Raw genomic sequence first — 25,405 nt, 5'->3', positions numbered from 1 at the left:
TGGCGTATGCATTTCCGGGTTTTCCCGCATTGCAATATCTCCCGCCGCACGGAATCCCTTGGGCGCCGGGCCTTGACTGCACGGGTTAGCGGCAGCTGAACGATTGCCTGCGTATCATGCTCCGCGCCCCATTTGGACGGAACTTTCCCCATGAAAGCTGTTGGCCTGACCCGTTATCTGCCCATCGGCGATCCCGCGTCGCTGGAAAACTTCGACCTGCCCGATCCGCCCGCTCCACAGGGCAGGGATCTGCTGGTCAGCGTGCAGGCGGTTTCGGTCAATCCGGTCGACACCAAATTGCGCAGTCCCAAGCCCGGGGAAGAGGCCACTCCCCGCATCCTGGGGTTCGACGCCGCCGGTACGGTGCTGGCAACCGGCCCTGACGTGACCGCATTCGAAGTCGGCGACGAGGTCTATTACGCCGGTGATGTGACCCGGCCCGGTTGCAACGCGCAGTTGCAGCTGGTGGACGAACGCTTGGTCGGGCGCAAACCGGCCACGCTGGATTTCGCCGAAGCCGCCGCCCTGCCGCTGACCACACTGACCGCCTGGGAGCTGCTGTTCCAGCGCATGCCGTTCCAGCTGGACGGCAAGCGCAACACCGGGCGCACGCTGCTGGTCATCGGGGGTGCCGGCGGCGTCGGTTCGATCGCCATCCAGCTGGGCCGGCATGCCGGCTTCAGCGTGATCGCCACTGCTTCGCGCGAGGAAACCGGCAACTGGTGCCGACAGATGGGTGCCGACCATGTGGTCGACCATCGCCAGCCGCTGGCAGCGCAGCTGCAGGCACTGGGCATTGCGCAGGTGGATGCCGCGCTCAACCTCGCCGATACCGACCATTACTGGCAGGCGCTGGGCGAACTGCTGGCACCGCAGGGCCATGTGGGCCTGGTGGTCGAGCCCCGTGGCGAGCTGCGTATCGGTGACCCGTACAAGGCCAAGTGCATCGGCATCCACTGGGAATTCATGTTCGCCCGTGCGCGCTTCCGCACCGCCGACATGATCGAACAGCACCGCATCCTCACCCGCGCGGCCAGCCTGATCGACGCCGGTGAGCTGCGCACCACGCTGACCCGGCGGCTGGGGCCGATCAACGCCGCCAACTTGCGCCAGGCCCATGCCCTGCTGGAGTCCGGACGCACGATCGGCAAGGTGGCACTGGAAGGCTGGGCGTGAAAAACGGGAGCCGGGGGAAAGCAGCAAGGAACGGCTGAAGGCACACACCTGCCATCCCCAACGTTGCGCAACTGCTTTCCCCATCCCTTGGCGAACAGGAGCCGCAGTGGCATACCGCCATTGCCGGTGCTCCCTCGCGTTATCCGGTTCACTGCCGCACAGCCCCATGCCCGTCGCCTACCGTCTACTGCAACTGCTGCTGGGGCTGTTCCTGTTCGGCATCGCCTCGGCGCTGATGATCCGTGCCGGCATCGGCATCGCGCCGTGGGATGTGCTGAGCCAGGGCATTTCCGCGCGCAGCGGCCTCGCTTTCGGCCTGGTCACCAATCTGGTGGGTGTGGGTGTGCTGCTGATGTGGTGGCCACTGCGGCAGAAGCCGGGCGTGGGTACGGTATTGAACGTGTTGCTGATCGGCCCGAGTGCGCAACTGGGGCTGGCCCTGCTGCCGGCAGCGCAGGGGCTCCTGTGGCAGACCGGATTGTTCGCGCTGGGGCTGGTGCTGATGGCCATCGCCACCGGCCTCTATATAGGTGCGCGGTTCGGCCCGGGACCGCGCGATGGACTGATGACCGGCCTGCATGCCCGCACTGGCCAGGCGATCTGGAAAGTCCGCACGCTGATAGAAGCCGCCGCGCTGGCGACTGGCTGGTGGCTGGGCGGTGATGTCGGCTGGGGCACGCTGGCGTTCGCGCTGCTGATCGGCCCGCTGTGTGGCTTGACGCTGCCGCTGTTCGACCTGCGTCGCCATAGCGGGGCGACACCGCAGCAACCGTGATCCACGGCCGACACCCGGACGGCACGCAACGCGCTTCCTGAGAGCGCGGACACGCGCCCTTCAAGCGCGTCGATGCCAGCCCGGGGATTGAGAAATACAGGCGATGCCAGTATCAATGGCAGCATTCCGTACGCAAGCGTATCCACAATGTCCGCCACTGATCCCGCCTACCCGCACCTGTTCACGCCACTGGACCTGGGCTTCACCCGGCTGCGCAACCGCATTCTCATGGGTTCGATGCACACCGGGCTGGAAGACCGGGCACGCGACTTCCCGAAACTGGCCGCCTATTTCGGCGAGCGCGCCGCCGGTGGCGCGGCACTGCTGGTGACCGGCGGCTTCGCGCCGAACGTGGTCGGCTGGCTGGCGCCGTTCGGCAGCAAGCTGTCGTGGCCGTGGGAAGTGGGCCGGCACCGCCAGGTGACCGCCGCCGTGCACAGCCATGGCGCCAGGATCTGCATGCAGCTGCTGCATGCCGGCCGCTACGCCTACCACCCGCTGCAGGTGGCGCCGTCAAAGCTGAAGGCGCCGATCAATCCGTTCACCCCGCGCGCGCTGTCGGCCCGCGGCGTGGAGCGGCATATCGCCGACTACGCCCGCGCCGCCCATTACGCGCGCGAGGCCGGCTACGACGGCGTGGAGGTGATGGGCTCAGAAGGCTATCTGATCAACGAGTTCATCGCCCCGCGTACCAACCAGCGCAACGACGCCTGGGGTGGCGATGCCAGCCGGCGCATGCGCTTTGCGGTGGAGATCGTGCGCCGCATCCGTGAGGCCTGCGGTCCGGACTTCATCATCATCTACCGGCTGTCACTGCTGGATCTGGTCGAAGACGGCAGCAACTGGGAAGAAGTGCTGTTGCAGGCCAAGGCCATCGAGGCCGCAGGTGCCACGCTGATCAATTCCGGCATCGGCTGGCATGAGGCGCGCGTGCCGACCATCGCCACCTCGGTACCGCGTGCGGTCTTCACCGCCGTCACCGCCAAACTGCGCCCGCACGTGGGCGTGCCGGTGATCGCGGTCAACCGCCTCAACATGCCCGATGTGGCCGAGCGCGTGCTGGCCGCCGGCCATGCCGACATGGTGTCGCTGGCGCGTCCGCTGCTGGCCGATCCGCAATGGCCGGCCAAGGCCCGTGCCGGCAAACCGGAAACCATCAACACCTGCATCGCCTGCAACCAGGCCTGTCTGGACCACATCTTCGTCAACAAGCGCGCCACCTGCCTGGTCAATCCGCGTGCGGCTTATGAAACGGAGCTGGTCTATCGCCCGACTGCCGCGCCCAGGCGCGTAGCGGTGGTCGGTGCCGGCCCAGCCGGACTGGCCTGCGCCACCGTCGCCGCCGAACGTGGCCATGCGGTCACCCTGTTCGACGCCGCCAGCGAGATCGGCGGCCAGTTCAATGTGGCCAAGCGCATCCCCGGCAAGGAGGAGTTCCACGAGACCCTGCGCTACTTCCGTCATCGTCTGGCCGACACCGGCGTGGACGTGCGACTGGAGATCCGTGTAGACGCCACCGCGCTGGCCGGCTTCGACGAGGTGGTGGTCGCCACCGGCATCTCGCCACGCAAGGTGAACTTCCCCGGCGCCGATCACCCGATGGTGGTGAGCTATCTGGACATCCTGCAGGGCCGGGTTACCGCGGCCGAGCGGGTGGCGATCATCGGCGCCGGCGGCATCGGCTTCGATGTCGGCGAGTTCCTGGTCCATCACGGCCAGTCGCCTTCGCTGGATACGGCACGCTGGATGGCCGAATGGGGCGTGGACCCGACTTTCGAGAAGCGTGGCGCACTGGTCACGCCGCAACCGGAGGCACCCGCACGCAAGGTCTGGCTGCTGCAGCGCAGCCCCGGCAAGCCCGGCGCGCGCCTGGGCAAGACCACCGGCTGGATCCACCGTGCCACGCTCAAGGCCAAGCAGGTGACGATGCTCGGCGGTGTGGAATATCTGGGCGTGGACGATGCCGGCCTGCGCATCCGCGTGGACGGCACCGAGCAGTTGCTCGACGTGGGCACCGTGGTGGTCTGTGCCGGCCAGGAGCCGCAGCGCGCGCTGGCCGATGCCCTGCGGGCCGAAGGCCGCAGCGTGCATATCATCGGTGGCGCGGATGTCGCCGCCGAGCTGGATGCCAAGCGTGCGATCGACCAGGGCAGCCGTCTGGCCGCTGCGCTCTGACACACCCCGCTGGCAACTGCCGGCAGTCCGGATGCAACCGGGCTGTTGGTATTTCCACGGGTGATACCTCCGTCGCAACCGGCCGACCGGGGCGCTTCGACCACCCCGGCGGCCTGCCATTGTCGACCCCCGACGGAGCAGCCGGAATGGTATGCGCTACACAAAACCAGCCCATCTGTGAACCTGAATGTCAACAACGCCCATTCAGGATGAGTTTTGGATTGCCCCCCTACCGTGCGCCACTTCTTCGCTCACCCTCCAGCCCCGGTGAGCAGGCGCGGTCTCTTCCCGATCTGATCCGGGACCGCCCACGGGGCGGCCCCGATGCCACGGCCGCCTCCCCATAACGCCAAGTCGCAGATGTCCCAGGTTCCCTCCGATGTCCGGAACCCGGCCACTGTGGCCCACACGGAGCAAGGAGATTTATGAAACTGGCCTGGATTCTCTGGCTGTCGCAGATGTTGCCGCAGCCGGCCGCTGATTCGTTGTGCTTGAGCACCACCGTCTATCTGGAAGCCCGCGACCAGACCCTGCGCGGCCAGCAGGCCGTCGCCGAAGTCGCGCTGCGGCGCCTGGACAGCGGCCTGTGGGGTGACTCGATGTGCCAGGTGGTCACTGCCCGCAAGCAGTTCGCCCCTGCCTTCGTCGCACCCGGCACCCAGCTGCAGAACAACGATGCCTGGGCCGAAGCGGTGGACGTGGCTTTCGCGGCGGAGCGCAACTGGGCGCTGCCGGCCGGCCAGCGCAAGGAGATCGTCCCGGGGGCCAGCCATTTCGCCGCGCTGTCCATCGCCAGCCCGAGCTGGCGCAATTCCTACCAGGTCGCCACCATCGGCGGACACACCTTCTTCAAGGTGCAGTCGCTCAAGCCGCGTTCTTCCTGAGCCAGCGGAGAGTTTCCACCGCCGGACACACTTCTGGTGATAATGCGGAATCCCCCCATCCTCAAGAGGATTCCCATGAAGCTCTACACCAAGCCGGGCGCCTGCTCGCTGGCCGACCACATCGCCCTGCTCTGGGCCGGCCTGCCGTTCGACCTGCAGATCGTGGACATGGCAACCATGAAGTCGCCGGAATTCCTGGCGATGAACCCTTCCGGCGCGGTGCCGGTGCTGGTAGACGAGGGCTGGGTACTGACCCAGAACGCGGCCATCCTGCACTACATCTGCGACAAGGCGCCGCGTGCGGGACTGGACGGTGGCAGTGATCCACGCACCCGCGCCGAAGTGAACCGCTGGCTGTCCTTCGTCAACGCCGACCTGCACCCGGTGTACTACCCGATCTTCGGCTCGACCAGGTATCTGGAAGACGAGGCGGTCATCGCCCGCACCCAGCAGAACTCGCGCGACAGGCTCAAGGCGCTGTACCAGCGCGTCAACGACCGGCTGGCGCAGGTGGACTGGCTGGGTGGCACACCGCGCCCGTCCATCGCCGACGCCTATACCTATGTGACCCTGCGCTGGGCCCGTGGCCTGAAGATCGATCTGGCCGGCATGGATGCGCTGGACCGCTTCGAGCAGCGGATGCTGGCCGATCCGGCGGTGCAGGCCGCGCTGAAGGCCGAAGGTCTGGACTGACCGGCAGCCGGGCGGCGGCACACGCCACGCCGGCGCATCCAGCAACCGCGGCCGCCGGCTTCTCCCGGCGGCCGCGGACATTCCAGGGTCGGCTCAGGCCAGCACCAGCGCCCGGGTTTCCTCCAGCCAGCGCGTGGCAAACGCCGGACTCTTGGCTTTGCCCAGGGCCGTGGCCAGTTCCGGCCACAGCTGCTCCAGCCCGACCGCGGTCTTGCTGCGCTCGATTTTCAGCTGGATCAGGTAGCCCTTCAGGCCCAGGTGCTTGCGCACCGACTCGGCCATCCAGTCGCGCAGCTGCTGGTAGCGCAGCGGATCATCGCCCAGCTGCATGGTGACCGGCACGGCCGGCTTGACCTCGGCACTGCCACTCACCGCTTCGATCAACTCCAGTGACGCCAGCTGCGCCAGCACATCCTCCGGTGCACGCATGCCCTGCGCCATCTGCAACAGCTCACGCTCATCACGCTGGCCATCGACCAGCAGCAACACCGCGCGCAGGCCCGGTACCAGCCGCAGGCCGCGATCCTCGATCTCACGACGGCCAGCGGCCGTCTTGGCATAGATGAATGCCATTCCCCCTCCCACAGTTATGCGTCGCAATCACGGCACACACCGCGCAATCCCGGGCCCCCGCCCCGGATCACCTCACCTGCATGTGTGCCGCCCCCTTGCGATCACTGCCTGTCGGCCTGTGTGCCCACCGTGCGCTATGTCCCCAGCGCGCGACGGATCTCCTCCAGCGCACCCGGGTCGTCCAGTGTCGACAGATCGCCGGGGTCGCGCCGTTCGGCCAATGCCTGCAGCGAACGCCGAAGCAGCTTACCCGAACGCGTCTTGGGAAGCGCGCTGACGATATGGATCTGTGCCGGCCGTGCCACCGCACCCAGCGAGCCGGTCACCGCCTGCATCATTTCCGCCACCAGCACCGGCTCCTCCGCCGCGCTCGCGGCCTGCTTGAGGGTGACAAACACCAGCGGCACCTGTCCCTTCAACGCATCGTGCATGCCGATCACCGCCGCCTCGGCCACGCGCGGGTGGCTGGAGATGGCCTCCTCGATCTCGCGCGTGCCCAGCCGGTGGCCGGCGACATTGATCACGTCATCGGTGCGGCCGAGGATGAAGGTGTAGCCGTCCACGTCGCGGATCGCCCAGTCCAGCGAGCTGTACAGCAACTCGTTGAAATGGCTGAAGTAGCTTTTGAGGAAGCGCGCGTCGTCGTTCCACACCGTACTCATGCAGCCCGGCGGCAGCGGCGGCTGCACCACCAGCACCCCCTTGCGCCCGGCCGGCACTTCGGCACCGGTCTGTTCGTCGACCACCTTCATCCGGTAACCGAGGTTGGGGAAACCCGGTGAGCCGAACTTCACCGGCTTCATGTCCAGCCCCGGCAACAGGGTCAGCATCGGCCAGCCGGTCTCGGACTGCCAGTAGTTGTCGATCACCGGTTTGCGCAGCACGTCGCTGATCCACTGCGCGGTGGGCTCGTCCAGCGGCTCACCGGCCAGGAACAGGTATTTCAGCTCGGACAGGTCGTGCCGGCGGATGAAATCCACGTCGTGCTTTTTCAGCACCCGGATTGCCGTGGGCGAGGAAAACAGCGTGCGCACCCCGTACTGCTCGCACAACGCCCACCAGATGCCGGCGTCGGGATTGGTCGGCAGGCCTTCGTACAGCAGCGAGGTGCAGCCACCGATCAGCGGCCCGTACACATTGTAGGAATGCCCCACCGCCCAGCCGACATCGGAAGTGGAGAACATCACCTGCCCTGGCGCGCAGTCGAACACGTTGCGCATCGACTGCGCCATCGCCACGGCGTAACCGCCGACATCGCGCTGCACGCCCTTGGGTTTGCCGGTGGTGCCGGAGGTGTACAGCAGATAGCTCGGCTCGTTGGATTCGAGCCACTCCACAGGCACCTCGACATCACCGACCTGCGCGCGCAATGCCGCGTAATCCTCATCGCGCCCGGCGACCTTCGGCTCGGCCGCATCCAGCCCGCGCGACACGATCAGCACTTTCGGCGGCGGCGTGGTGGCCTCGGCGCAGGCCGCATCCACCATCGGCTTGTACGGAATCACCTTGCCACCGCGCATGCCGGCATCGGCGGTGATCAGCAGCTTGGGTTGTGCATCGTCGATGCGCAGCGCCAGGTTGTGCGCGGCGAAACCGCCAAACACCACCGAATGCACCGCACCGATACGCGCACAGGCCAGCATCGCGAACACCGCCTCGGCCATGTTCGGCATATAGATGACCACGCGGTCGCCACGGCCGACATCCAGTTCCTTGAGCACCGCGGCAAAGGCATTCACTTCGCGGTACAGCTCGCGGTAGGTGATCTCGCGGGTGGTGTTGGTTTCGGTGGACACGGTGACCAGCGCCAGCTGCCCGGCGCGCTCGGTCAGATGCCGGTCCACCGCGTTGTAGCAGAGGTTGGTCAGGCCACCGACGAACCAGCGCCGGAACGGCGGGTTGGAATAGTCCAGGATCTGCTGCGGCGGGCGATGCCAGTAGATGGCCTTGGCCTCTTCGGCCCAGAACGCCTCCGGCTCATCGATGGAGCGGCGGTAGATCTGCTCGTACTGCATGACACCCTCCGGAACCTGCTGGTCTGAGCCGAGCATAGTGCGAGCGCCGGGCGCGCTCCTTCCGACATTGGTCGTAGGGGCCCACTCGCACACCGAACATGAACCGGGCCCGGGTCATCCGGCATGTCGATCTTGCCGCGGAGCCAAGACCAGACCTGCCAGCATACCCGGCAGGTCGATCCGGCGATGGCGTCATTGACACCCGGCCCGACCCTCACCGACGCTGCCTGTCTCGCTGTCCATTGCCGTGCCCATGATCCGACCCGTTCTGCTTGCGATGTTGATGCTGCTTCCCCTTGCCTCCGCCGCCGCGCCGGCAACCGCCGGCTCCTCTGCCGACCTGCCCGCACCACCGGCATGGCTGGCCACCGTGGAAGCCGACTACCCCCGCCACCGGGTCGACGGGCTGTCCTCGCGGGTCTTCAGTGCGGAGCACTGGTGGGCGCTCACCACGCCGCTGCTGACGGCCGAAGCCGGGTTCGCGGTCGAACCGGTCGGCCACAGCGCCGAGGGCCGCCCGCTGCGTCACGTGACTTGGGGAAGCGGACCGACCCGCGTCCTGCTCTGGTCGCAGATGCATGGCGATGAAAGCACCGCCAGCATGGCGCTGGCCGACCTGTTCCAGTTTCTCGGCCGGTCGCCGGCGCACCCGCTGGTCAGGCAGCTGCGCCAGCGGCTGAGCCTGCACGTCGTGCCGATCCTCAACCCCGACGGCGCCGCCCGCTTCCAGCGCCGCAACGCGCAGGGCATCGACATCAACCGCGACGCCGCCGCGCTGGCCTCGCCCGAAGCCCGCGCGCTCAAGACGCTGCGCGACCGCCTGCAGCCGGCCTTCGGCTTCAACCTGCACGACCAGCGCCCGGGTTACCGGGTCGGCGATTCCGCGCGCGGTACCGCCATCGCCCTGCTCGCCCCGCCGTTCAACGGTTCGCGCGAGGTCAATGACGTGCGTGGGCGGGCGATCGGCGTTGCGGCACTGATCCGCGCCGCGCTGGAGCCGCGCATCGGCGGGCATATCGCGCGCTGGGACGACGAGTTCAACCCGCGTGCGTTCGGCGACCTGATGCAGCAATGGGGCACCAGCACGGTGCTGATCGAGGCCGGCGGCATCGAGGGCGATCCGCAGAAGCAGAAACTGCGCGAACTGAACTTCCTCGCCCTGCTGGTGGCGCTGGATGCCATCGCCAGCGGCGACTACGCGCACGCACCACACGCGCTGTATACCGGGCTGCCGGAGAACGGCCAGGTGTGGCCCGATCTGCTGGTGCGTGGTGCCACCCTCGCCAGCCCGGGCGTGGCCCCGGCCCGCGCCGATATCCTGGTGGAATTCAAGCATGCGCTCAGCGGCGAGGGCGGCCGCATCATCGATATCGGCGATCTGGGCACACGCCCTGCCCGCACCGTGATCGATGCGCGTGATCTCTACCTCACCCCCGCCCCGGGTGGCCGCCTGACACACAACGCCCCGGCCCGGTTCGTCCTCAGCCGCGATCCCGAAGGTCGCCAGGTGGTGTGGTCACTGCTGGACGATCTGGATGCCAGCCAGGCCTTACCGGAACGCGACGACCACCCCTGAGGCGCCGCGTACAGGACGCCCCGGCGAGGCGTCCGCGGCCACCACTCAGAACGGCGCCGGTGACAGCAGGCGCATCGGCTGCCCGGATTGCGGATGCACGAAGGCCAGCTCACAGGCGTGCAGCGCCACGCGGTCGGCCGAAGCCGCGCCGTAGAACACATCGCCGACAATCGGATGGCCCAGGCTGGCCATATGCACCCGCAACTGGTGGCTGCGGCCGGTGACCGGCTCCAGCGCCACGCGCGTCCGCTGCGCGACGGCATCGCGCTCGATCACCCGCCAGCGCGTCAGCGCCGGCTTGCCCAGCGCGAAGTCGACAATCTGCCGCGGCCGGTTCGGCCAGTCACAGATCAGCGGCAGCGCCACCTCACCGGCGTCTTCAGCCAGCATCCCTTCCAGCAGCGCCTCGTAGCGTTTGTCCACCTGGCGCCGCTCGAACAGTCCCGACAGTGCCGCCTGCATCGGCTTGCCGCGCGCGTACAGCATCAGGCCGGAGGTCACCTGGTCGAGCCGGTGCACGGTCAGCGCATCCGGATACACCTGCTGCAGCCGGGCGATCACGCAGTCCTGGTTCTCCGGCAGGCGCCCGGGCACGGAGAGCAGGCCGGCGGGCTTCTCGGTCACCAGCAGATGCGCATCCAGGTAATGCACGGTGATATCGGGACTCATGCCAACTCACTTGCGAGCAACGCAACAGCGCCGCTTCGAACCGGGAAAACAATAAAAAACGGGGAAGCCGAAGCTTCCCCGTCGATCACACCGTCACACGTGTGGAATTACAGCAGGTCGGCGACGCCGGCGCGCTCTTCTTCCAGCTCGTTCAAGGTGATGTCGATGTACTTCTGCGAGAAGTCATCGATCGGCAGGTCCTTGATGATGGTGTACTTGCCGTTCTCGGTGGTCACCGGGAAACCGAACACCACACCTTCCGGGATGCCGTAGGAGCCGTCGGACGGCACGCCCATGGTCACCCACTTGCCGTTGCTGCCCAGCACCCAGTCATGGATGTGGTCGATGGCGGCGTTGGCAGCCGAGGCGGCCGAGGACAGGCCACGGGCGGCGATGATGGCCGCGCCACGCTTGCCGACGGTCGGGATGAACGTGGTGGCGTTCCATTCCTGGTCGTTGATCAGCTCGGCCACACCGGCGCCGCCGGTGGTGGCGAAGCGGTAGTCCGGGTACATGGTCGGGCTGTGGTTGCCCCACACGGTGAACTTCTCGAAGCTGTCCACGGTCTTGCCGGTCTTGGCGGCCAGCTGGCTCAGGGCACGGTTGTGGTCCAGGCGCAGCATCGCGGTGAAGTTCTCCGGCTTCAGGTCCGGCGCCGACTTCATCGCGATGTAGGCGTTGGTGTTGGCCGGGTTGCCGACCACCAGCACCTTCACGTCACGGCTGGCGACAGCGTTCAGGGCCTTGCCCTGCACGGTGAAGATCTTGGCGTTTTCCAGCAGCAGGTCCTTGCGCTCCATGCCCGGGCCGCGCGGACGCGCACCGACCAGCAGGGCCACATCGGCGTCCTTGAAGGCCACCAGCGGATCGGCGGTGGTCACCACGCCGGCCAGCAGCGGGAACGCGCAGTCTTCCAGCTCCATGACCACGCCCTTCAGCGCGGCCTGGGCCTTTTCATTGTCGATTTCCAGCAGCTGCAGGATGACCGGCTGGTCCTTGCCGAGCATTTCGCCGGAAGCGATGCGGAACAGCAGGGCGTAACCGATATTGCCGGCGGCACCGGTCACGGCAACACGTACAGGAGTCTTCATGGGGGATTTCCTCTGCTAAGAAGCGTGTGGGGTGGGAGTCTGCGCAGGTCGCCGTGGCAGGCACGACGGCCGGATCAAAAACGGCCACCTGTCAAAAAGGTGGCCGTCGGAAGGAATCAGGCGGCGAGGATCTTGTTCCACTCGGCCACGCGGTCGGCCTTGGCGGCCAGCACGGTGTCGGCATCGCCTTCCAGGGTGATCTTGTTGATCACATCACCCATCTGCACGCTGTCGACCACGTCCATGCCTTCAAGCACCTTGCCGAACACGGTGTGCTTGCCATCAAGCCAGTCGGTCTTGATGTGGGTGATGAAGAACTGGCTGCCGTTGGTGGACGGGCCGGCATTGGCCATCGACAGCACGCCGCGGTCATGGCGGACGCCGTTGTTGGTCTCGTCCTCGAAACGGTAGCCCGGGCCACCGCGACCGGAACCTTCCGGGCAGCCGCCCTGGATCATGAAATCGGCGATCACGCGGTGGAAGATCAGGCCATCGTAGAAGCCGTGCTTGACCAGGTTGGCAAAGTTGGCCACGGTCAGCGGCGCCTTGTCGGCGAACAGCTCGACCTTGATGAGGCCGCGGGAAGTGTCGAAATTGGCGATCAGGGCCATGGGGAATCCTTGTGGAAAAGACATTTCGCTAGCCCCATAGGATACACCCGCACCCATGCCTGACGCTGCCCGGATTCCTCCACTTGCGCCGACCGCAGCTGAACACGCACCCGGCCCCGACAGGGGGAGTTTTCGCAGCGGTACCACATACCCTTATAATATTGGACTCTTTTCCCCATTCACGGCGCCGGCTGGCCGTCTTTCGCATGTCTATCGAAAATCTTCGCAACATCGCCATCGTCGCCCACGTCGACCACGGTAAAACCACCCTGGTTGACTGCCTGCTCAAGAATTCCGAAACGCTGGCCGAGCGCACCGTGCTCGCCGAGCGCGTGATGGACAGCAACGACCAGGAAAAGGAACGCGGCATCACCATCCTGGCCAAGAACACGGCCATCAAGTGGAACGGCAACCGCATCAACATCGTCGACACCCCCGGACACGCCGACTTCGGCGGCGAGGTGGAACGCGTACTGTCGATGGTCGACTCGGTGCTGATCCTCGTCGATGCGATGGACGGCCCGATGCCGCAGACCCGCTTCGTCACCCAGAAGGCCTTCGCGATGGGCTTCAAGCCGATCGTCGTGGTCAACAAGGTGGACCGCCCGGGCGCACGTCCGGACTGGGTGATCGACCAGGTGTTCGACCTGTTCGACAAGCTCGGCGCCACCAATGAGCAGCTGGATTTCCCGATCGTCTACGCCTCCGGCCTGAACGGTTATGCCGGCCTGGAAGACACCGTGCGCTCGGGCGACATGACCCCGCTGTTCGAGGCGATCATGAAGTACGTGCCGGCGCCGGACGTGGACCTCGACGGCCCGTTCCAGATGCGCATCAGCCAGCTGGACTACAACAACTTCGTCGGCGTGATCGGCATCGGCCGCATCCAGCGCGGCAAGGTCAAGAAGAACCAGGCCGTCACCGTGATCGACCGCACCGGCAAGAAGCGCCAGGGCAAGGTGCTGCAGGTACTGGGCTTCATGGGCCTGGAGCGCATCGAGGTCGAAGAGGCGCAGGCCGGCGACATCATCGCCATTTCCGGCATCCAGGAGCTGACCATCTCCGATACCGTCTGCGCGCTGGACGCGCCGGAAGCGCTGCCGGCGCTGACCGTGGACGAGCCGACCATCTCGATGACCTTCCAGGTCAACAACTCGCCGTTCGCCGGCAGCAAGGACCTGTCCGGTGGCAAGTTCCTGACCAGCCGCCAGCTGAAGGAACGCCTGGATCGCGAGACCGTGCACAACGTCGCGCTGAAGGTCGAGCAGCTGGAAGACGCCGACAAGTTCCTGGTCTCCGGCCGTGGCGAGCTGCACCTATCGGTGCTGATCGAAACCATGCGCCGTGAAGGCTACGAGCTGGCGGTGTCGCGTCCGGAAGTGATCATCAAGGAGATCGACGGCCAGCTGATGGAGCCGATCGAGCAGCTGGTGGTCGATATCGAGGAGCAGCACCAGGGCGGCGTGATGGAGAAGCTGGGCACCCGCAAGGCGCTGCTGGAAGGCATGGAAGCCGACGGCAAGGGTCGCGTGCGCCTGGACTTCAAGATCCCGGCACGCGGCCTGATCGGCTTCCAGAACGAGTTCAAGACCCTGACCCAGGGCACCGGCCTGCTGTTCCACGTGTTCGACCACTACGGCCCGAAGGAACAGGGCGCCATCGCCAAGCGCCAGAACGGCGTGATGATCGCCAACGCACCGGGCGCCACTCCGGCCTATTCGCTGGGGCCGCTGCAGGAGCGTGGCAAGCTGTTCGCCGCCGAAGGTGACAATGTCTACGAAGGCCAGCTGATCGGCATCCACTCCAAGGACAACGACCTGACTGTCAACGCGATCAAGACCAAGCCGCTGACCAACATGCGCGCTTCGGGCAAGGACGATGCGATCCAGCTGACCCCGGCGATCAAGTTCTCGCTGGAGCAGGCGCTGGACTTCATCGACGACGACGAGCTGGTGGAAATCACCCCGAAGGAAATCCGCCTGCGCAAGAAGTTCCTGACCGAAAGCGACCGCAAGAAGGCCTCGCGCGCCGGCTGATACGCCGGTGAGCGGAAAGTCGCCCTACAACCCGGATCCGCACGCGCATCCGGGGCTGGCAGCCATCGCGCTGCTGGAAGCGGGAAAGGCCTTCGTGGCCTTTCTCGCCGCGGCCGGCCTGGAGATCTCCGGGCCCGGTCCGCTGCGCAACCTGATCGACAGCCTGATCCGCCACGTGGGTGGCGACCCCGAGCACGGCGCGTTCTCCTCGCTACTGGGGCTGATCACTCCCGATACCGTCCATCTCGCCGCCGCCATTCTTGCGGCCTACGGCCTGCTGCGCGCGATCGAAGCGTGGGGCCTGTGGCGCGCCCGCGCCTGGGCCTCGTGGCTGGGCTGCATTTCCGCGGCGCTGTACCTGCCGCTGGACGTCTACGCCATCTTCAGGCATCCCGGCTGGGCTGCATGGCTGCTGCTGGCGGTCAACCTGCTGGTGGTGTGGGTACTGGCGCGCGACCTTCGCAGGCGACGCCAGCACTGATCCACCACAGCCGTGTGCTGCCCGTACCGATCCCCGGCCACGGCATCACGCCGCGCACCACTGCACAGGCCTGCCTGCCCTCTGCCGCGGATCAGGCGCCCTGCTTGCGCACGATCGCCATCGCGATCTCCAGCGACTGCTCGTAGTTCAGCCGCGGATCCACCGGCGAGCGGTAGGCACGCTCCAGATCACGCTCGGTCAGTTCGCGCGCACCACCGGTGCATTCGGTCACATCCTCGCCGGTCAGCTCCAGATGCACGCCTCCCAGGCGGGTACCGGCGGCCGCGTGCAGATCGAAGGACAGCTCCACTTCACTGCGTATATTGGCAAAGCGCCGGGTCTTGTAGCCGTTGCTGGTGCTTTCGGTATTGCCGTGCATGGCATCGCAGACCCAAAGCACCCGGCGCCCGTCGCGCTTCACCGCCTCCAGCAGTGGCGGCAGTTTCTCCGTGATCTGCGCCGCACCCATGCGATGGATAAAACTCAGCCGGCCCGGCTCGTCATCGGGATTGAGCACATCGATCAACCGTAGCAGCTGGTCCGGCTGCACCGACGGCCCGACCTTGATCGCGATGGGATTGCGCACACCGCGCAGGTATTCCACGTGCGCGCCATCCAGCGCCGCGGTCCGCATGCCGATCCACGGGAAGTGCGTGCTCAGGTTGAAATAGCCCTGCTGGCGCGGCACCTGCCGGGTCAGCGCTTCCTCGTACGGCAGCAACAGCGCCTCGTGCGAAGTGTAGAAATCCACCCGGTTGAGGTTGTGCACCCGCGAACCGGACAGCGTCTCCATGAAACGCACCGCATCGCCGATCGAGCCCACCATCTTCTGGTACTCGGCCGCCAGCGGCGAGCAGCCGACCCAGCCCAGGTTCCAGTACTCGGGATGGTGCAGATCGGCGAATCCGCCATCGATCAGCGCCCGCACGAAGTTCATCGTCATCGCCGAGCGTGAGTGTGCGGCGATCATCCGCTGCGGATCGGGGACACGTGCGGCCCCGGTGAACTCCGGCGCGTTGATCACATCACCGCGATAGCTCGGCAGGGTCACGCCATCACGGGTCTCGGTATCGGCCGAACGCGGCTTGGCGTACTGACCGGCGAAGCGGCCGACACGGATCACCGGCTTGCGCAGCCCGTGCACCAGCACCAGGCTCATCTGCAGCAGCACCTTGAGCCGGTTGGAAATCGTCGCGGACTCGCAATCGGCAAAATTCTCCGCACAGTCGCCGCCCTGCAGCAGGAAGCGCTTGCCCTCCTGGGCCTCGGCCAGCTGCTGCTTGAGCGCGAAGATTTCCCATGAGGTGACCAGCGGCGGCAACTGCCGCAAAACAGCCAGTGCCGATTCCAGTGCGACAGGGTCCGGGTAGACCGGCATCTGCAAGGCCGGCTTGTCGCGCCAGCTGATCGGCGTCCAACTGGAGTCCGGAGCGGTAGAGACGGATGGAGTCGCAGACAGGTTCATGCCATCACCAGCAATTCAAACAGGAAAAATCAGTGGAAGGTCAGCGTGAAGTGCGCCGGAAGCCGGCATACAGCGCCCACAGCGCCAGCAGCACGAACCACACAAGGCTCCACATCGGCATGCTCAGCCCGAGAAACTGCCAGTCGATGTTGCCGCAGTCGCCGGTACCGGTGAGCACGGTGCGGAACACCTCGAACGGTCCCATCGTCTCGCTCAGGAAGCTCAACGGCGGCCCGCAGCTGCTGCCCATATCCTTCGGCAGCATCTGCACATAGACGTGGCGTCCGGCGATGCCGGCGCCCACGGCGGCGGCAACCAGGCCCAATATGCCGTAGCTGGCCCGCGCCCCCCGGGCCAGCGGGCCATGCAATGCCCCCAGCAGGAAGACGATGCCCAGCGCTGCGAACGCGATGCGCTGATAGATGCACAGCGGGCACGGCTCCAGGCCCATTTTCAGCTGGGTGAAAACGGCAAAACCCAGCAAGCCGGCACAGACGAGGAAGCCAAGCAGGAACTGGAGTCGGAAATTCCAACGCAACGGATTCATTCGGCGGGACCTGTTCAAACAAGCCCGCAAGAGTAGCAGGCCTTACCGGCTGCCACACCCGCAGCACAGATGCCGATCACGCATAAGCAAGAAGCCCGGCACAGGCCGGGCTTCCGCAGGATCCATCCGTTGATGGATGTGCCGATTACTCGGCGACTTCCTCGGCAACCACGGCCGGACGGTCCACCAGCTCGACATAGGCCATCGGCGCATTGTCGCCAGCGCGGAAGCCGCACTTGAGCAGGCGCAGGTAGCCGCCCGGACGGTTGGCGTAGCGCGGGCCCAGGATGGTGAACAGGTTGCCCACGGCTTCCTTGTCACGCAGGCGGGCGAACGCCAGACGACGGTTGGCGACCGAGTCGACCTTGGCCAGGGTGATCAGCGGCTCGGCGACGCGGCGCAGTTCCTTGGCCTTCGGCAGGGTGGTCTTGATCAGTTCGTGCTTGAACAGCGAGGCGGCCATGTTCTTGAACATCGCTTCGCGGTGGGCACTGGTGCGGTTGAACTTGCGGCCGGACTTCATGTGACGCATGGGTCTATTCCTTGGTTAATGGTGGGACGTTGGACTTCGTTGTCGCCATCCTGGCGTTGCACATGGACTGCGGGTGGTCCTGGTCGCCCGTCCTGGACGACCGGCATCGCGGCCTTGTCAGCTGTCGATGCGGGTACTGCTGAAACAATATTCCCCCGCATGGTCGCCCATGCGGGGGAACAGGTGTTGCTATCAGCCAAGCATGCCGTGAGCGGCGACACCGGCCGGCGGCCAGTTCTCCAGCTTCATGCCCAGCGACAGGCCACGCTGGGCCAGCACTTCCTTGATCTCGCTCAGCGACTTCTTGCCGAGGTTCGGGGTCTTGAGCAGTTCCACTTCGGTCTTCTGGATCAGATCACCGATGTAGTAGATGCTCTCGGCCTTCAGGCAGTTGGCCGAACGCACGGTCAACTCCAGATCATCGATCGGGCGCAGCAGCACCGGATCCACGCCCGGGCTCGGCTGCGTGCTGCCGCCGCGCTCGCGGTGGGTGAAGTCACCGAATACCGACAGCTGGTCGCTGAGGATGTCGGCGGCGGTGCGCACGGCTTCTTCGGCGTCGATCGTGCCGTTGGTTTCGATATCGATGACCAGCTTGTCCAGGTCGGTACGCTGCTCGACGCGGGCCGCTTCCACGGCATAGGCGACGCGGCGGACCGGCGAGAACGAAGCATCCAGGACCAGGCGACCGATGGCACGGGTCTCCTCGTCCGGGCGACGACGCGCGGCGGCCGGCTGGTAACCGAAGCCACGTTCGATCTTCAGGCGCATGTCGATCGATGCATCCTTGGTCAGGTTGCAGATCACATGGTCGCCGTTGATGACTTCGACGTTGTGGTCGACCTTGATGTCGGCAGCGGTGACAACACCGGGGCCCTGCTTGGACAGGGTCACGGTGGCGCTGTCGCCGGTATGCATACGGACCGCCACATCCTTCAGGTTCAGCAGGACTTCGAGCACGTCCTCCTGCAGGCCCTCAAGGGTGGTGTACTCGTGCAGCACGCCGTCAATCTCGACTTCGGTAATGGCGAAGCCCGGGATGGACGACAGCAGCACGCGTCGCAGGGCGTTGCCCAGCGTATGCCCGTAACCACGCTCCAGCGGCTCGATAACGACCTTGGCGCGGGTTTCGGTAAGGCGTTCGATCTGCGGACCGCGAGGGCGCAGAACCTGGTATGCGGTAACCGTCATGTTGCGGGTTCTCCTGCGAACCTCCGGTGCAACCCGGAGGCTCTCCATTGTGAATTACTTCGAATACAACTCGACGATCAGCGCTTCGTTGATATCCGCAGGCAGGTCGGCACGATCCGGCACAGCCTTGAAAACGCCGGCGAACTTGCCCGAGTCGACTTCGACCCAGGACGGACGCAGATCGTGCTGGGCAGCAACGGTCAGGGCTTCCTGGACGCGCAGCTGCTTGGCAGCCTTCTCGGACAGGGCAACCGCGTCGCCGGCCTTGACCTGGTACGAAGCCAGATTCACCGACTTGCCGTTGACCGTGACGCCGCGGTGGCTGACCAGCTGACGGGCAGCCGGACGGGTCACAGCGAAGCCCATGCGGTAGACGACGTTGTCCAGACGGGTTTCCAGCAACTGCAGCAGGTTTTCGCCGGTGTTGCCCTTCTTGGTCGAAGCCTTCTTGTAGTAGTTGCGGAACTGGCGCTCCAGCAGACCGTAGATGCGCTTGACCTTCTGCTTTTCACGCAGCTGGGTGGCATAGTCGGACAGCTTGCCCTTGCGGGCGGTGGCGCCGTGCTGGCCGGGCTTCTGCTCCAGCTTGCACTTGGAATCCAACGCGCGGGCCGGGCTCTTCAGAGAGAGGTCGGCGCCTTCGCGGCGGGCGAGCTTACAGGTGGGACCGATATAACGAGCCATTTCTTATCGCTCCCTTAGACGCGACGCTTCTTCGGCGGACGGCACCCGTTGTGCGGGATTGGCGTCACGTCGATGATGTTGGTGATCTTGTAGCCGACGTTGTTCAACGAACGCACGGCCGACTCACGGCCCGGACCCGGACCCTTGATGCGGACTTCCAGCGACTTCAGGCCGTAATCCAGCGCAGCCTTGCCGGCCTTTTCGGCGGCAACCTGGGCGGCGAACGGAGTCGACTTGCGCGAACCACGGAAACCGGCGCCACCGGAGGTCGCCCAGGACAGTGCATTGCCCTGGCGGTCGGTGATGGTCACGATGGTGTTGTTGAACGAAGCGTGGACGTGGGCAACGCCGTCGGTGACGACGCGCTTGATCTTCTTCTTGGTTTTTGCAGCAGCGGGCTTAGCCATTATTCAGGTCCCTTACTTCTTAAGAGCCTTGCGCGGACCCTTGCGGGTGCGTGCATTGGTCTTGGTGCGCTGGCCACGCAGCGGCAGGCCACGACGGTGACGCAGGCCGCGGTAGCAACCCAGGTCCATCAGGCGCTTGATAGCGATACCGATTTCGCGACGCAGGTCGCCTTCGACGATGTACTTGCCGACTTCGGCGCGCAGGCGCTCGATTTCCGGCTCGGACAGCTCACGGATCTTGGTGGTCGAGGTCACGTTTGCGGCTTCGCAAACCTTCTTCGAACGGGTACGGCCGATGCCGTAAATGCTTTGCAACCCGACCCAGACGTGCTTCTGGGCTGGCAGGTTGACGCCTGCAATACGCGCCATGACGCGATTCTCCAGCTGAGTGATGGCCGAATACGCACCGACAGGCGCGCCGTTCCGGCAGGATGGATCAAAAATGATTAGCGATACAAACAAGGTCCCGGTTTACGTTGATGCCCAGGGAACACGGAGTTCCAAGGACCCGGCGTGGGGAGTGTGCCCACGCTCCGGCGCCGGATGTGCCTGGCAAAGTCGTACCGCCCTTTGCCGCCCGCGCTACTCCTGCGCGGAACAACCACATCACATCCCCACCCGAGACCGCTGCAGGGACCGCCCTTCTGTTTTGAAGACCCCGACGGGAACCGGCGGGGTCTTCTCGCTATGAAGCGGAAAGTATAACGGGTGAATCAGCCGCGTGCAAAACCGCCGCGGTTGCCGCCCTTCAGGTTGGCCTTCTTCAACAAGCTCTCGTACTGGTGCGACATCAGGTGCGCCTGGATCTGGGCGATGAAATCCATCACCACCACCACCACGATCAGCAGCGAGGTGCCACCGAAGTAGAACGAGGCATTGAGCTGCGTGCGCATGATTTCCGGCAGCAGGCAGACGATGACCACGTATGCGGCACCGGCTGCCGTCAGCCGGGTCAACACGCTATCGACATATTCGGCCGTGGCCTTGCCCGGACGGATACCCGGGATCAGCGCACCGGACTTCTTCAGGTTGTCGGCGGTTTCCTGCGAGTTGAACACCAGCGCGGTGTAGAAGAAGGAGAAGCCGATGATCAGGCCGGCAAACACGATCATGTGCAGCGGCTCGCCCGGACCCAGCGAGTTGGCGATCTTCTGCAACCAGGTGGCCGAACTGGCCTGGCCGGACCACTGCGCCAGGGTTGCCGGGAACGCAAGGATGCTCGAGGCGAAGATCGCCGGGATCACACCCGCCATGTTCAGCTTCAGCGGCAGGAACGAGGTCTGGTTCATGTAGGCATTACGGCCCCCCTGACGGCGGGCGTAATTGACGGTGATGCGGCGCTGGCCGCGCTCGACGAACACCACGAAATAGGTGAAGACCAGCACCAGCAGGACGATCATCAACAGCGCGATGAAGCTCATGTTGCCTTCGCGGAAGGCCTCGATCGTCTGGATAACCGCCGAGGGCAGGCCCGCGACGATGCCGGCGAAGATGATCAGCGAGACACCGTTGCCGATACCGCGCTCGGTCACCTGCTCACCGACCCACATCAGGAAGATGGTGCCGGCAGTCAATGCGATCACCGCGGTCAGGACGAAGCCCAGACCCGGCGCATACACCACCGGCGCACCGCCCGGCGAAACCTGGTTCTGCAGCGCCATGGCGATACTGCCGCCCTGCACGACCGCCAGCAACACCGCGCCGATGCGCGAATACTGCGTGATCTTGCGCCGACCGGACTCACCCTCCTTCTGCAGCGCCTTGAGCGCCGGGAAGATGTGGACCGCCAGCTGCATCACGATCGATGCCGAGATATACGGCATCACGTTCAACGCGAAAATACTGAAACGGTGCAGGGCGCCGCCCGAGAACATGTTGAACATGTCCACGATACCGCCGCCCTGCGCCTGCATCAGCGCAAGCATGGCATCGGGATTGACGCCCGGCACCGGCACGTAGCAGCCGATGCGATAGACGAGCAATGCCCCGACTACGAACAGAAGACGCTGGCGAAGTTCCGTGAACTTGCCGATCCCGCCCGCGAGGTTACCGATGCCAGCTTGCGCCATGTTCCCATTACTCCTGTACGCTGCCGCCGGCAGCTTCGATCGCAGCCTTGGCGCCGGCGGTAGCCGCAACACCCTTCAGGGTGAACGCCTTGGTCAGCTCGCCCTTCAGGACGATCTTGGCCTTCTTGGCGGTGGACGGGACCAGCTTGGCGGCACGCAGTGCGGCGAAGTCGATCTCACCCGCTTCCAGACGGTCCAGGTGGTAGGACAGCACTTCAGCGGTGTCCTTGGCCGTACGGGAAACAAAGCCGATCTTCGGCAGACGGCGCTGCATCGGGGTCTGGCCGCCTTCGAAGCCGGCCTTGATCTTGCCCTTGCCCGAACGTGCGAACGAGCCCTTGTGGCCGCGACCGGCGGTCTTGCCCAGGCCCGAGCCGATACCGCGACCGACGCGGGTGCGCTCGGTGCGGGCGCCCGGTGCCGGGCTGAGGTCATTGAGACGCAAAGTCATGATCGATTACTCCTCAACCTTGACGAGGTACTGGACCTTGTTGATCAGGCCGCGTACCTGCGGGCTGTCCTTCAGTTCACGCACATCGTTGAGTTTGTTCAGGCCCAGCGCACGCACCGACAGGCGGTGGCGCGACTGGGTTCCACGCAGGCCGCGCACCAGGCGCACCTTGACGGTCTTGCCGGCATCACTTGCCATGATTCAGATCCTCCACCTTCTTGCCGCGCTTGGCCGCAATGCGGGCCGGCGACTGCACGCCTGCCAGACCCTTCACGGTGGCACGCACCAAGTTGATCGGGTTGCGCGAACCGGTGGCCTTGGCCAGCACGTCCTTCACGCCAACCGCTTCCAGCACGGCGCGCATGGCACCACCGGCGATCACACCGGTACCTTCCGAAGCCGGCTGCATGAACACACGCGCCGCACCGTGGCCGTCCTTGACGGTATGCCACAGCGTGCCGTTGTTCAGGTCAACGCTGACCATCTTCTTGCGGGCCTGCTCCATCGACTTCTGGATGGCGACCGGCACTTCGCGCGCCTTGCCATAGCCGAAGCCGACCTTGCCTTCGCCATCACCGACCACGGTCAGTGCGGTGAAGGTGAACTGGCGGCCACCCTTGACGGTCTTGCTGACGCGGTTGACCGCGACCAGCTTTTCGATCATGCCGTCGTCGACTTTTTCTTCGCGGTTGCGATCGCGATCGCGACCCCGCGGCTGACGTTCTTCTGCCATTTCGATTCCTTGATTGATTGGATATGTACGGCTCGGGGCCGCTTATGGTTGTGGAATGACGCCTTGACCCACCAGCCACTGCAGAAGAATGGAAGGTGTCCGCCAGCAACCCCTGACGGCAGGAAGGAAGAGCCCCACGGGGCCCTTCCCTTTCAACTTAGAACTGCAGGCCGCCTTCGCGGGCTGCATCGGCCAGCGCCTTGATGCGGCCGTGGTAGCGGTAGCCCGAGCGGTCGAAAGCGACCTTCTCGATACCAGCAGCCTTGGCGCGCTCGGCGATGATCTTGCCGACCTTGGCAGCGGCGTCGCAGTTCTTGCCGTTCTTCAGACCTTCCTTGACCTCGGCCTGGGCGGTATTGGCCGAAGCCAGCACCTTGGAGCCATCGGCAGTGAAGACCTGCGCGTACAGATGCTGGCCGGTACGCAGAACCGACAGGCGCGCCACACCGAGGGTACGGATGTGTGCACGGGTCGACTTGGCGCGACGCAGACGGGCAATGTTCTTGTTCATGTTCTTTATCCTCGAAAGCTGAAGACCTTGGAATTAGGCCTTCTTGGCTTCCTTGCGAATGATGACTTCACCGGCGTACTTCACACCCTTGCCCTTGTAGGGCTCCGGCGGACGGAAGCCACGGATCTTGGCGGCGACTTCACCGACAACCTGCTTGTCAGCGCCCTGGACCAGCACTTCGGTCTGGGTCGGGGTCGACAGGGTGATGCCTTCCGGCGCCACGAACACGACAGGATGCGAGAAACCCAGCGACAGGTTCAGGTCCTTGCCCTGCATGGCAGCGCGGTAACCCACGCCGACCAGCTCCAGCTTCTTCTCGAAGCCTTCGGACACGCCGTGCACCATGTTGGCGAGGATCGAACGGACGGTACCGGTCAGCGCATCGAAGGAAATATCCTTCGGGCTCAGCGTGGCAACGCCATTGTCGAGAGTGATTTCAACACCAGCGGACTTGTTCAGCGACAGGGCACCCTTCGGGCCCTTCACGCTCACGGTTTCCGGCTGGATGGCCAGCTCAACGCCCTTGGGCAGATTGATCGGCTTTTTGGCTACGCGGGACATAGTGGACTCCTTCCCTTAAGCCACGAAGCACAGGACTTCGCCGCCGACGCCCAACTGGCGCGCCTGCGCATCGGTCATGATGCCCTTGGAGGTGGAAATGATGGCAACGCCCAGGCCGTTGAGGACCTTCGGCAGATCGGACTTGCCACGGTACTGGCGCAGACCCGAACGCGAGAAGCGCTTCAGGGTCGCGATTACCGGCTTGCCTTCGAAATACTTCAGGACGATTTCGAGTTCGGCCTTGTTGTTTTCGATGTTGGTAACGCGCAGGTCGGTGATGTAACCCTCGTCCTTCAGGACCTGGGCAATGGCCACCTTGACCTTGGAGGACGGCGCCTTCACCGTCTGCTTGCCAACCGCGGCCGCATTCTTGATGCGGACCAGCAGGTCGGCGATGGGATCAGTCATGCTCATGTAGATACCTTTGAGTGCACCGATATCCGCTTTCGCGAAAATCTCGTGTTGTCCTGGAATGGGCCAGGGCCCTACCGCACCGGCCAGCCGGCTTCCGACAGGCAAGGAGCGGAATTATACGACAAAAAGTCCGACTTGCGTCGGACTCTTCGCATCATCTTCAGGTCGCCCCGCCGATGAACCGTCCGGGCCTCGCGGCCCGGCCGGACTTTCTTACCAGCTCGCCTTGCGCAGGCCCGGCACGTCGCCGCGCATGGTGGCTTCGCGCAGCTTGTTGCGGCCCAGGCCGAACTTGCTGTACACCGCACGCGGACGGCCCGACAGGGCACAACGCGTGGTCTGGCGGCACGGCGAGGAGTCACGCGGCAGCTTGGAGAGCTTGGCGGCAGCGTCAACCTTCTCCTCGTAGCTCGCATCCACGGAGGAGACGATCTTCTTCAGAGCCGCACGCTTGTCGGCGTACTTGGTAGCCAGCTTCTTCCGCTTGATGTCGCGGTTGACCATGGAGGTCTTTGCCATTTCGGTTTCCTCGACGAATCAGTTACGGAACGGGAACTTGAACGCTGCGAGCAGCGCCTTCGCTTCCGCGTCGGTCTTGGCGGTGGTGGTGATGGCGATATCCATACCGCGGATCGCATCGACGGCGTCGAAGTCGATTTCCGGGAAGATGATCTGTTCCTTCACACCCATGTTGTAGTTGCCACGACCGTCGAACGAACGACCCGACACACCGCGGAAGTCACGCACGCGCGGCAGCGAGATGTTGATCAGGCGATCCAGGAACTCGAACATGGTGTCACGACGCAAGGTGACCTTGCAGCCGATCGGCCAGCCATCACGGATCTTGAACGATGCCACCGACACGCGCGACTTGGTGATGATCGGCTTCTGACCGGTGATCTTGGTCATGTCGGCAACGGCGTTCTCCAGAACCTTCTTGTTGGTGGCCGCTTCGCCCACACCCATGTTCAGGGTGATCTTGACGAGCTTCGGCACTTCCATCGGGTTCTTGTAGCCGAACTGCTTGGTCAGCGCCGGCACCACTTCGTCTTTGTAGAACTTTTCGAGACGGGAATTCATTCGAT

The 25,405-nt window shown here is 65.0% G+C and carries 29 protein-coding genes; 8 read left to right on the top strand and 21 right to left on the bottom strand.

What is annotated here, in order from left to right; genetic code table 11:
* The first annotated feature begins 150 nt into the window (after positions 1 to 150).
* From ACSBPQ_RS03090 to ACSBPQ_RS03070, 5 genes are all read left to right on the top strand, one after another.
* On the top strand, positions 151 to 1,176 hold the full coding sequence (locus tag ACSBPQ_RS03090) for a zinc-binding alcohol dehydrogenase family protein (protein ID WP_442683616.1): 1,026 nt from the start codon (positions 151 to 153) through the stop codon (positions 1,174 to 1,176).
* Positions 1,177 to 1,342: 166 nt separating this feature from the next.
* Positions 1,343 to 1,951 carry a membrane protein YczE gene (yczE, locus tag ACSBPQ_RS03085; RefSeq protein WP_442683615.1) on the top strand — a complete coding sequence of 203 codons (609 nt, stop codon included), beginning with the start codon at positions 1,343 to 1,345 and terminating at the stop codon, positions 1,949 to 1,951.
* Between the two features lie 147 nt (positions 1,952 to 2,098).
* A complete protein-coding gene (locus tag ACSBPQ_RS03080; RefSeq protein WP_442683614.1) occupies positions 2,099 to 4,126 on the top strand; it encodes an oxidoreductase in 2,028 nt (675 codons plus the stop codon).
* A gap of 425 nt (positions 4,127 to 4,551) precedes the next feature.
* A complete protein-coding gene (locus tag ACSBPQ_RS03075; protein WP_442683613.1) occupies positions 4,552 to 5,010 on the top strand; it encodes a cell wall hydrolase in 459 nt (152 codons plus the stop codon).
* A 75-nt stretch (positions 5,011 to 5,085) separates the two neighbouring features.
* Positions 5,086 to 5,703: a glutathione S-transferase family protein gene (locus ACSBPQ_RS03070; protein ID WP_442683612.1), complete on the top strand. Its 618-nt coding sequence runs from the start codon at positions 5,086 to 5,088 to the stop codon at positions 5,701 to 5,703.
* A gap of 93 nt (positions 5,704 to 5,796) precedes the next feature.
* On the opposite strand, the gene ACSBPQ_RS03065 is transcribed toward ACSBPQ_RS03070, so the two are convergent.
* The gene (locus ACSBPQ_RS03065; RefSeq protein ID WP_442683611.1) at positions 5,797 to 6,276 is read right to left on the bottom strand and encodes a hypothetical protein; all 480 of its coding nucleotides are present in this window, start codon (positions 6,274 to 6,276) and stop codon (positions 5,797 to 5,799) included.
* A 134-nt stretch (positions 6,277 to 6,410) separates the two neighbouring features.
* The gene (gene prpE / locus ACSBPQ_RS03060) at positions 6,411 to 8,291 is read right to left on the bottom strand and encodes a propionate--CoA ligase (protein WP_442683610.1); all 1,881 of its coding nucleotides are present in this window, start codon (positions 8,289 to 8,291) and stop codon (positions 6,411 to 6,413) included.
* Between the two features lie 283 nt (positions 8,292 to 8,574).
* Between prpE and ACSBPQ_RS03055 the strand changes: the two genes are divergently transcribed.
* Positions 8,575 to 9,867, top strand: coding sequence for a M14 family zinc carboxypeptidase (locus tag ACSBPQ_RS03055; RefSeq protein WP_442683609.1), 1,293 nt, complete (start codon positions 8,575 to 8,577; stop codon positions 9,865 to 9,867).
* Between the two features lie 45 nt (positions 9,868 to 9,912).
* Here ACSBPQ_RS03055 and ACSBPQ_RS03050 read toward each other — a convergent pair whose 3' ends face one another.
* The 3 genes from ACSBPQ_RS03050 to ACSBPQ_RS03040 form a co-directional block, all read right to left on the bottom strand.
* Positions 9,913 to 10,536: an RluA family pseudouridine synthase gene (locus ACSBPQ_RS03050; RefSeq protein ID WP_442683608.1), complete on the bottom strand. Its 624-nt coding sequence runs from the start codon at positions 10,534 to 10,536 to the stop codon at positions 9,913 to 9,915.
* Between the two features lie 107 nt (positions 10,537 to 10,643).
* Complete coding sequence (locus ACSBPQ_RS03045) at positions 10,644 to 11,627, bottom strand: malate dehydrogenase (protein WP_442683607.1); 984 nt, start codon at positions 11,625 to 11,627, stop codon at positions 10,644 to 10,646.
* 116 nt (positions 11,628 to 11,743) lie between these two features.
* Positions 11,744 to 12,238, bottom strand: coding sequence for a peptidylprolyl isomerase (locus ACSBPQ_RS03040; RefSeq protein WP_442683606.1), 495 nt, complete (start codon positions 12,236 to 12,238; stop codon positions 11,744 to 11,746).
* 206 nt (positions 12,239 to 12,444) lie between these two features.
* Here ACSBPQ_RS03040 and typA point away from each other — a divergent pair, with 206 nt between their 5' ends.
* A complete protein-coding gene (gene typA, locus ACSBPQ_RS03035) occupies positions 12,445 to 14,274 on the top strand; it encodes a translational GTPase TypA (protein WP_442683605.1) in 1,830 nt (609 codons plus the stop codon).
* A 7-nt stretch (positions 14,275 to 14,281) separates the two neighbouring features.
* A complete protein-coding gene (locus ACSBPQ_RS03030; protein WP_442683604.1) occupies positions 14,282 to 14,755 on the top strand; it encodes a DUF2127 domain-containing protein in 474 nt (157 codons plus the stop codon).
* Between the two features lie 91 nt (positions 14,756 to 14,846).
* Here the strand turns inward: ACSBPQ_RS03030 and ACSBPQ_RS03025 are convergent, their stop codons facing one another.
* The 16 genes from ACSBPQ_RS03025 to rplE all read right to left on the bottom strand — a co-directional run bounded on the left by ACSBPQ_RS03025 (position 14,847) and on the right by rplE (position 25,400).
* Positions 14,847 to 16,220, bottom strand: a complete 1,374-nt coding sequence (locus ACSBPQ_RS03025; RefSeq protein ID WP_442683603.1) for a class II 3-deoxy-7-phosphoheptulonate synthase — start codon at positions 16,218 to 16,220, stop codon at positions 14,847 to 14,849.
* A gap of 40 nt (positions 16,221 to 16,260) precedes the next feature.
* A complete protein-coding gene (locus tag ACSBPQ_RS03020) occupies positions 16,261 to 16,767 on the bottom strand; it encodes a disulfide bond formation protein B (RefSeq protein ID WP_442683602.1) in 507 nt (168 codons plus the stop codon).
* Positions 16,768 to 16,912: 145 nt separating this feature from the next.
* The gene (gene rplQ / locus ACSBPQ_RS03015; RefSeq protein WP_054657231.1) at positions 16,913 to 17,299 is read right to left on the bottom strand and encodes a 50S ribosomal protein L17; all 387 of its coding nucleotides are present in this window, start codon (positions 17,297 to 17,299) and stop codon (positions 16,913 to 16,915) included.
* A 192-nt stretch (positions 17,300 to 17,491) separates the two neighbouring features.
* On the bottom strand, positions 17,492 to 18,490 hold the full coding sequence (locus ACSBPQ_RS03010) for a DNA-directed RNA polymerase subunit alpha (protein WP_442683601.1): 999 nt from the start codon (positions 18,488 to 18,490) through the stop codon (positions 17,492 to 17,494).
* Between the two features lie 54 nt (positions 18,491 to 18,544).
* Positions 18,545 to 19,174, bottom strand: a complete 630-nt coding sequence (gene rpsD / locus ACSBPQ_RS03005) for a 30S ribosomal protein S4 (protein ID WP_442683600.1) — start codon at positions 19,172 to 19,174, stop codon at positions 18,545 to 18,547.
* A 14-nt stretch (positions 19,175 to 19,188) separates the two neighbouring features.
* Positions 19,189 to 19,581, bottom strand: a complete 393-nt coding sequence (gene rpsK, locus ACSBPQ_RS03000; protein WP_054657227.1) for a 30S ribosomal protein S11 — start codon at positions 19,579 to 19,581, stop codon at positions 19,189 to 19,191.
* 12 nt (positions 19,582 to 19,593) lie between these two features.
* Positions 19,594 to 19,950, bottom strand: coding sequence for a 30S ribosomal protein S13 (gene rpsM, locus ACSBPQ_RS02995; RefSeq protein ID WP_442683599.1), 357 nt, complete (start codon positions 19,948 to 19,950; stop codon positions 19,594 to 19,596).
* Positions 19,951 to 20,294: 344 nt separating this feature from the next.
* Complete coding sequence (secY, locus tag ACSBPQ_RS02990) at positions 20,295 to 21,650, bottom strand: preprotein translocase subunit SecY (protein ID WP_442683598.1); 1,356 nt, start codon at positions 21,648 to 21,650, stop codon at positions 20,295 to 20,297.
* A gap of 7 nt (positions 21,651 to 21,657) precedes the next feature.
* Positions 21,658 to 22,101: a 50S ribosomal protein L15 gene (rplO, locus tag ACSBPQ_RS02985; protein WP_442683597.1), complete on the bottom strand. Its 444-nt coding sequence runs from the start codon at positions 22,099 to 22,101 to the stop codon at positions 21,658 to 21,660.
* Positions 22,102 to 22,107: 6 nt separating this feature from the next.
* Positions 22,108 to 22,299 carry a 50S ribosomal protein L30 gene (rpmD, locus tag ACSBPQ_RS02980; protein WP_442683596.1) on the bottom strand — a complete coding sequence of 64 codons (192 nt, stop codon included), beginning with the start codon at positions 22,297 to 22,299 and terminating at the stop codon, positions 22,108 to 22,110.
* On the bottom strand, positions 22,289 to 22,834 hold the full coding sequence (gene rpsE, locus ACSBPQ_RS02975) for a 30S ribosomal protein S5 (RefSeq protein ID WP_442683595.1): 546 nt from the start codon (positions 22,832 to 22,834) through the stop codon (positions 22,289 to 22,291). The genes rpmD and rpsE overlap by 11 nt, the downstream gene beginning before the upstream one ends.
* Before the next feature lie 157 nt (positions 22,835 to 22,991).
* Positions 22,992 to 23,345 (bottom strand): 50S ribosomal protein L18, encoded by a 354-nt coding sequence (rplR, locus tag ACSBPQ_RS02970; RefSeq protein ID WP_442683594.1) that lies wholly within the window; start codon positions 23,343 to 23,345, stop codon positions 22,992 to 22,994.
* A 33-nt stretch (positions 23,346 to 23,378) separates the two neighbouring features.
* The gene (gene rplF / locus ACSBPQ_RS02965; protein ID WP_442683593.1) at positions 23,379 to 23,906 is read right to left on the bottom strand and encodes a 50S ribosomal protein L6; all 528 of its coding nucleotides are present in this window, start codon (positions 23,904 to 23,906) and stop codon (positions 23,379 to 23,381) included.
* Between the two features lie 15 nt (positions 23,907 to 23,921).
* Positions 23,922 to 24,320, bottom strand: coding sequence for a 30S ribosomal protein S8 (gene rpsH / locus ACSBPQ_RS02960; protein WP_442683592.1), 399 nt, complete (start codon positions 24,318 to 24,320; stop codon positions 23,922 to 23,924).
* A 213-nt stretch (positions 24,321 to 24,533) separates the two neighbouring features.
* Positions 24,534 to 24,839 carry a 30S ribosomal protein S14 gene (gene rpsN, locus ACSBPQ_RS02955; RefSeq protein WP_442683591.1) on the bottom strand — a complete coding sequence of 102 codons (306 nt, stop codon included), beginning with the start codon at positions 24,837 to 24,839 and terminating at the stop codon, positions 24,534 to 24,536.
* 18 nt (positions 24,840 to 24,857) lie between these two features.
* Positions 24,858 to 25,400 (bottom strand): 50S ribosomal protein L5, encoded by a 543-nt coding sequence (gene rplE, locus ACSBPQ_RS02950; RefSeq protein ID WP_442683590.1) that lies wholly within the window; start codon positions 25,398 to 25,400, stop codon positions 24,858 to 24,860.
* Positions 25,401 to 25,405: the final 5 nt, after the last annotated feature.

This window comes from Stenotrophomonas sp. JC08 (assembly GCF_052180205.1).
Classification (GTDB): Bacteria; Pseudomonadota; Gammaproteobacteria; order Xanthomonadales; family Xanthomonadaceae; genus Stenotrophomonas.
This window is presented reverse-complemented; position numbering and strand designations above follow the sequence as displayed.